General features: G+C 37.4%; 7 protein-coding genes and 1 pseudogene. 5 read left to right on the top strand and 3 right to left on the bottom strand.

The window, feature by feature from the left end:
- Window positions 1-24 precede the first annotated feature (24 nt).
- Window positions 25-642, bottom strand: coding sequence for a recombinase family protein (locus Q1K78_RS04980; RefSeq protein WP_300175044.1), 618 nt, complete (start codon window positions 640-642; stop codon window positions 25-27).
- Window positions 643-783: 141 nt separating this feature from the next.
- Window positions 784-2,340, bottom strand: coding sequence for a hypothetical protein (locus tag Q1K78_RS04975; protein ID WP_300175042.1), 1,557 nt, complete (start codon window positions 2,338-2,340; stop codon window positions 784-786).
- Window positions 2,341-2,635: 295 nt separating this feature from the next.
- Here Q1K78_RS04975 and Q1K78_RS04970 point away from each other — a divergent pair, with 295 nt between their 5' ends.
- From Q1K78_RS04970 to Q1K78_RS04950, 5 genes and pseudogenes are all read left to right on the top strand, one after another.
- On the top strand, window positions 2,636-2,836 hold the full coding sequence (locus Q1K78_RS04970; protein ID WP_300175040.1) for an MbcA/ParS/Xre antitoxin family protein: 201 nt from the start codon (window positions 2,636-2,638) through the stop codon (window positions 2,834-2,836).
- 32 nt (window positions 2,837-2,868) lie between these two features.
- On the top strand, window positions 2,869-3,054 hold the full coding sequence (locus Q1K78_RS04965; protein WP_300175038.1) for a hypothetical protein: 186 nt from the start codon (window positions 2,869-2,871) through the stop codon (window positions 3,052-3,054).
- A gap of 312 nt (window positions 3,055-3,366) precedes the next feature.
- Window positions 3,367-3,596 (top strand): annotated as a pseudogene (locus Q1K78_RS04960) (IS1 family transposase); the annotation flags it as partial.
- A 272-nt stretch (window positions 3,597-3,868) separates the two neighbouring features.
- Complete coding sequence (locus tag Q1K78_RS04955; protein ID WP_300175036.1) at window positions 3,869-4,825, top strand: NYN domain-containing protein; 957 nt, start codon at window positions 3,869-3,871, stop codon at window positions 4,823-4,825.
- 310 nt (window positions 4,826-5,135) lie between these two features.
- The gene (locus tag Q1K78_RS04950) at window positions 5,136-5,348 is read left to right on the top strand and encodes a helix-turn-helix transcriptional regulator (protein ID WP_300175034.1); all 213 of its coding nucleotides are present in this window, start codon (window positions 5,136-5,138) and stop codon (window positions 5,346-5,348) included.
- A 62-nt stretch (window positions 5,349-5,410) separates the two neighbouring features.
- Here Q1K78_RS04950 and Q1K78_RS04945 read toward each other — a convergent pair whose 3' ends face one another.
- The gene (locus tag Q1K78_RS04945; protein ID WP_300175032.1) at window positions 5,411-7,168 is read right to left on the bottom strand and encodes a hypothetical protein; all 1,758 of its coding nucleotides are present in this window, start codon (window positions 7,166-7,168) and stop codon (window positions 5,411-5,413) included.
- Window positions 7,169-7,306 lie beyond the last annotated feature (138 nt).

The following is a 7,306-nucleotide window of genomic DNA, read 5'->3' as shown; positions in this document are numbered from 1 at the left end:
AACTAACTAACCTTACTTTTATAATTAGTAACTTTTATCTTGTAGGTATTTATAATAGGTCGCCCTTCCAACATCTTGAGATTTACAAGCTGCCGAGATCGTTTCACCGTCTGCCACTAATAACTTCACTGCTCTACACTTTTGAGCTGTTTCTACATTTATTGGGCGGCCCTTATACCGACCTTCTTTTTTTGCTTTTGCTATTCCTTGCTGTGCTCGCTTCTGTCGAGTTTCATAATCATCACGAGCCATTGCCGCTCCCAGATCAAGCATAAAGTTAGTTAACGCTTGTTGAATTGCCGAGACTGATTCGTCTGAATCTACAAGTGTTTGATGCGTCATTGATTGGTCAACAACAACAATGGATAACCCTTTCGCTTTTATCCTACTCTTTAATGTTTCCCAAGTTTGAAATGGTAAGCGGGTTAACCGATCCATTTTTTCGATTAACAGAACATCACCATCTTCTGAGTCTTCAATTAACTGATCAAGCTTTGGACGCTCTGTTGTTGTACCTGAGATATTCTCTTGATAGAAAGAAGCAATCTGAAGATTTCTTACTTTTACAAACTCTCGTAACTCATTTTTTGCGCGAGATGAATCCTGATCGCTTGTTGAGGCTCTTAGATAAGCTCTTATCATGTTCTTATGTCCTATAAATGTCAGTTTGTCTAATTTAAACCGTCCATTAATCACTGTCTATTTTATACTGTCTTTTAATGTTTGATATGTGAAGCTCGCTATGTCTATTTTAAGTATGGTTATAATAGACATTGATATGGGCTATTTTATCTCATTCCCTGGTAGTTCTTTCTTAATGGTTTTTTCTGCCATATTACTTTCCAATAATTTTTCCACCGATATGGATAATGGCTGTAAAAATTCGGGCAAGCTTTCATTCATAGACACCAAAAACATATTCATGTATTTCTCAACTAACTTTGGTCTTTTGTTAGCTTTCGCTAATAGTGAAAAGAAACCATACTCAATAACATCCACGATTACCTTTTTGACTTGCTTCGTTACAATCGTTAGCTGTGCCTTCAGCGCATTTATGGTGTCTGATACTCGTTTTAGTTCTAGATGTTGTTCTGCTAGTTGAATCGCCATCTGAGATGATTTTTTCTGATGCTGCATCTTTAATACTTCAAATTGCACCAATTCCTCACCATATTCGATTTCTGCCATAATCAATCTATCTTGAGCTTGGGCTAATTGCTTTTCTGTCGTAGACAGTTGGATCTGCACCTTATCTAATTCAGCTCGTTCCTTTTCTAACTCTTCCCTCACCATGCTTTCTAAATTAAAACTACGCTGAGATTTTGGAAGACTCGCTTGAATATTCATTAACTTACGCTGTTGTGAACGACGCTCTACCTCTGGGCTAAATTCTGCATTTAGTCCCAATGTATTCAGATAATAATTATTAATAAACGCATAAAACATTCGATCAAACTCAAAAAGAGCACTCTTATATTTTCGACCTTTTTCTTTTTCTTCTATCGGCAATGCACTTATGTAATGTACAGGACCAAACGAGCGCTGAAATTTAACGACTTCATTGTATTGTTGTTTCAATAAATCACGCTTTTGAGTCCATTGATTTAACGTCGATATATATAAATGACAGTGCGCTCCCGTCGATACATGCTGCCGTCTTTCATCATGATGCCCAAGACCTAACTTTATTTCATAATCAGGAAAATAATGTAGATAAAAGGAACTAACAGCATCAATGTACACCTGCAATGGCATAATACTTGTGTCAATTTCCCATCGCTTTGGAATAGTAAAAACAACTTCTTGAAGATAGCTTTGATTAGTTCTTGGCTCTACACCACATAGCATATTGTGTAAATCATGATACTCCGCCAGCATCCTCATTCTTTGTTTCTTTCCCCACATTACAGGCGGTCTTGCCACTACACGATGCCAATAGCTAGGAGGAATAGCTTGATCATCAGGAAAATTTAACCAGTTTTGAAATAAATCAGCAGCCTCGTGATTTCCATTTTTCCTTTCAGATGCAATTGCATTTTTTAATTTACGCTTAGACTCAGCTCTTTGCCTTAACTTCACCTCTCGCTTCGCAACTTTTGGATCAGGAAGAAGATTATCTAAGAGTTCTGATCTCTCATTTTGATCTAAGCTATTTAAAACTACTGTATTTCCATGCCGTGTTAAAATGTTCGATTGAGCCAGCTCTTCATACCATTGTGAGCTTTTATCTTGCTCACTAGATAATCGTAAAGAATGGCTAAGTGACTTCTGAAGTTTCTTTCGATCGACATTACTGTAGGTAAAGTTCAGTACACTAAAAAAAATATGAATCATTTTCATGATAGCCTCCAAATAGAACGGTTTGACCTTCTACTTTGACTTCACCATGATTTATAAACAGGTCTACATTGTATGGGGATCTTAATCGTCGTAAGCTGATCGGTAATTTTATATACGCCATTGCATGTCTTCTTATCGTTGCTTTTGCGAACACTAACGAAGAAAAACATGACTGTAAATGATATAAATTCATTAGAATCAATCCATTATAAAAAGACCGATATTTATCAAACGGATCGATATATAGAACTTTTTGGACTAAAAAGATATTTTTAAATAACAATAGGTGACAATAATGAAGATTGCACATATAGATAAAGAGGTTAGAGAAAAACTACTAGAACTCTTTGCTGATGAACAGATGTCTGAAGAATGGATCACAACACAAAAAGTGATATTCAATGGGTTAAGTCCATTAGAAGTCTTAGATTCTGAACAAGGTAAAACCAAAGTTCTCGATGCAATTCAACGGATCACGTATGGGGATTTTTCCTAATTTATTAGAACAGATCTAATTGAAGAGTTGATATGCCAAACTTGGCAGACGATGTGCCAAACTTGGCAGACGATGTGCCAAACCTGGCAGACGATGTGCCAGACCTGGCAGACGATGTGCCAAACCTGGCAGACGATGTGCCAGACCTGGCAGACGATGTGCCAAACCTGGCAGGTGATGTGCCAAACTCGGCAAAAGAAGACGTGGTTTATAACTAATAGATTGGTAGTGCAGCTCATCAAGTGACATATTCGTTTATGATCGGTCATGAAATTAAAGAGCGACACTCTTTCAGTTTCAGATAAATTACTTTTAAATCAAATAATAAGATCTATATTGCACGTTATGTTCATCGTTGTTTCTAAAGTATGATGCCTATCTCTGATCTAGAACTAAATCGCGTCTTGCTTACTTCTGTACCTTACTGCTAATTTCACATCGATGTTTTCTCTGATGCCAAGAACAAGAAAGTGGTTTATGCCTAATAGGCTGGTATTTTAGGGGAGGCATGATGCCAACCAGTTGATTCCATGCTAAGATCGGATACAATTAAAGTTAATTGCCTATTCTGTAATCAAACGGCTCCTGTTCGTAAACATGGTACTGGCACGGCTGGATTTCAGCGATTTTGATGTCGCTAATATTGAATTGATATGCGAAGTTGATGAGCAACGGCCATTTGTTGGAAATAAGAAAAACCAACGTTGGCTCTAAGCCAAGATATAAACGAGTTATTGCCCATGCTTTTGGGGAGAGAGATGCACGATAAGGTTATTGGTACAATTATAGATCGTGAGTATTACCTTTAATCAATAGATTGGAGTCATAACCTTTTTTGCACTATGCAAGGGCTGACCATTCATCTTTTTCCTTTGAGTTAAAAAATCAATATTACTTGATTTTTTAACTCATTAGAACTATCATGATTTTAATACCTACCCATTATCTCGCGTGGCTTGACCCCAGATATTGGGAGAAATTGCCACTCTTTTTAGAGTGGTTTTTTCATTTCTACAGCTAAGAAAAACAATAATGAAAACCAGAGTTTATATTGATGGCTATAGCTTTTACTACAACTGTCTGAAAGGAACACACTTTAAATGGCTCAATATTCATGAGTTACTTGAAAAGTATGTTTTACCTCGTTCTCATGGCAACAATTTTACTTTACATGAGATTGAACCTATAAAGTTTTTCACCGCAGAAATCCTACCTAATGTGGCTTCTGATCCAAACTCTATCAACGATCAACGTTCTTACAATAAAGCTTTGAAACTTGTTTGTGGTTCGAAGATCAAAACGATTCCAGGGAAGTATCAGTGTAATCCAGTGACATATCCAGCTTATGAGTTGGATAAAAATGGTAAAGAGATATTACCTAAGGACTCTAGTCGAGTTAAAGTTTGGAAGCTTGAAGAGAAGAAAAGTGATGTCAATGTTGCTGTTGAAGCTGTTTTTGATGCCCTACTCGATCCTAATCTTGAGCAAATTGTGTTTGTAACTAACGATACCGATATTTTGCCAGCTTTAGAAAAAATAAGAGCTTTCAATGATATATCAGATCGTAAAGTTAAGATTGGGTACATTGCGCCGATTGTTGAAAATCATCCCACCCGTAGACCTAATGGTGAATTGGTGAATATGGCAGATTGGACAATAGGATCTATTCAAGAAGCTGAATTGATTTTATCCCAACTCCCTCCTTATGTAGCGAATAGACGAGGACCAGCACTTAAACCCATATCATGGTTTAAGTATCCAGTTAAGGTAGAAGAAATATTAACTCTGTTATCAGATAAGGAAGTGTTAGGTTCAGTACCTAAAGCTTGGAAAGACTATCTTCTTACGGACCCACACTATAAGGTTAAGGGCTTACCTGAGCACAAATGCTCTTTGGCTGACTTGTTAAATGACGAACAAGGCATTGAAGATGTTCTGATTCACACTAGAGCATTTGCTGAATTCAAGCGAAGCCAACCTAATGAATAAGTGTTCATTAGGTTAAATCCAAAGATAACCATCAAAAACTACTTTTCCATAGCCTCTAAAATCAATAATGCTGCTAGAATTTGCGATGACAATCCTATTTTTGTTAGTTTCATCCATCAGGCTAAAACGTTTCTGTCCAAAAACGTTGTAGGGTGAGCTTTACCCATAGCTCTTTCTACTTCAAATGCTTCCGCTTTATTGTTAGCCATATACTAATAAGTCCATCATAATCTAGAATGTTAACTATATAGCTAACTAGAATGCGAATGAATTATAGCTAAGAATTAAGCAAACACGTAATGATATCGGATTGACACAAGTACAAGTATCAAAACTGACAAGAATTAATAAAACGACTATTTCAGAAATCGAAAATGGTCGTTTTACAGGTTCATTCGATATATTTGAAAGATTGTTAAATGCCGTTAACTTACAGTTTGAAGTCGTAGAAAAACACATCAACTGCCTCATTGGGATGAAATCGAAGAACTATTTTCAGATGATGATTAACTATGTAGGCTAGTAAAATTCTAATGTCATAAGCTAACAATCATTAGCCTAACGCTTGTTAGCCACTACAGAAAGCTATGACTGTATAGGCATCGCATAGGCGAGTTCATGTACTAGTTGTCTAAACAACGACTCTTTGCCCTCTGGGATAATCAACTGATCTTTGCCTACGCGTTGGCACCATTTCTGTATTTTTGGTGCTGACGCTATGTTCTTTGCGATCGACTCGGTGTCGCATTTCAAAAGTAAAAACCGCCCCTCTAATCGTACTGCATTCTTATTGTTTTCCAACGTTTTGAAGAGGTGCTCAATTTGAGTTGGAAAATAAGGTTGTTCATCTCTTTCTGAGAGGAAAGATTGTATTTCTTCTAGATCACCGCCATTTTCGATGTGTGAAAGTAGTTTACTTGTACATAGTTGCCAAACTTGATCGTTAACTTCATCAGCATAATTAGTAAGAAATACTCGCTCACTGGTAGCGGGTAACTGCATAAACTGCACACGATTTTTCGGCAACAATACGATCGATGTTTTTGTTGAATCTGATACATCGGTGTAAGTATCAATAACACCAAGCACATAGGCTCCGAGCTTTGTGAGCCTGATATGCTTTAATCCATCATAAACGGACAAATAATCTAGATCATATTGCCCCCAACGGTCATAGTAATTGTCTTGAGCGTTATCAGGCGTTACGTAAGCAATATCTACGATCCCTAGAGTAGCGAAATACTCCATCATTAGGCAGCGAGTGTAAACATTAGTAAGAAAAATATCGTCATGAATGCGACCATACGTGGAATCACCAATATACAAACTATAGGGTTCCGACGTAACATTAAAAAATTGCCTTTCAACAGCCATTAATCTCAGATAGTCATCAAAAGAGACCCATTGCTCAGGTGGACAAGCTCGAAGCGTTTCTATACAAGCGTTCCTGCGGCTCAAAACATTTGTAAAATATTTCTGACCTTTTCCTTTTTGCCCTTTTATCTGATTGATACGTGAAAACTCATCAAATTTGCTTCGATCTTTCCAGTCCCAGAAAAGTTGCTTAATGACATCACAATGTCGTTGATGAAGAGAAGCTTTTTTCAGGTTGATTTGCAATTCGCCATTTATCTCTTTGATCCATAACGCGGCTCTAAGGATTTGAATCCAACCAAAAGCCTTTATGCTATTCGCTGATTCATCATCAAGTGATGATGCATTTTGATACGGTTCATTGAGTCGGTTGCACAGTTGATTGAGCAATGCTTTAGAAGGTTGCCCTGTTTTCGGGCTGACTTTTAACTTCTTATCCTTAATGGTGTTAATCAGAATATTAAGCTCTGCTTCCGTGTATTGTGGTGTCTCTAGCGTTTCAGCCTCTTCACCATCGACAATTGCCGTCGGTAAAGAAAAATGTGGCGGCAGTGGTACATGAGGCTTCAAAAAAGCTAATAGATCATTGGGAATTCTAACTGAAGAACCGTAACGGCAATCAGGATAGAAGAACGGAGCTAACGCTTTGTCAGTGTTCGCTTTATCTTGAATTCTATACAAAGACCAATCTTCTCTGCTAGGTGGCTCTTTTTGATATTTTGACCAGAAAACGAAACCGTCCATATAACCTACTTGGTTGTGAACGGCCTCTTGCAAAGCAAGCTTCTGAACCTCTGAGAGGTGGTTCCAAATTGACTGTAGATTGTCTAGGTTCATCAACACATTCAACAGTGTGCTTGCAATTTCTGCTTTACGACTAGGAATAGCACAAGAAAATGGTAATGACTTGATGCGAAATTTCAGGTCATCGACGGTACTGTGCTCAATAAGGTCTTGAAAATTGTCCATGCAGTTCCTCGCTTTCTCTATATTTTCAGGAGATTCTATACTATCCCCCTTAGCTCTTGCTCCTTATTTGCGAAAAAACGCACTTGGTATGGTTTGAATAAATGAAAATTCAATAGAAAGCTACGATTTTCTAAGTCG

This window comes from uncultured Aliivibrio sp. (assembly GCF_946479765.1).
Classification (GTDB): domain Bacteria; phylum Pseudomonadota; class Gammaproteobacteria; order Enterobacterales; family Vibrionaceae; genus Aliivibrio.
This window is presented reverse-complemented; position numbering and strand designations above follow the sequence as displayed.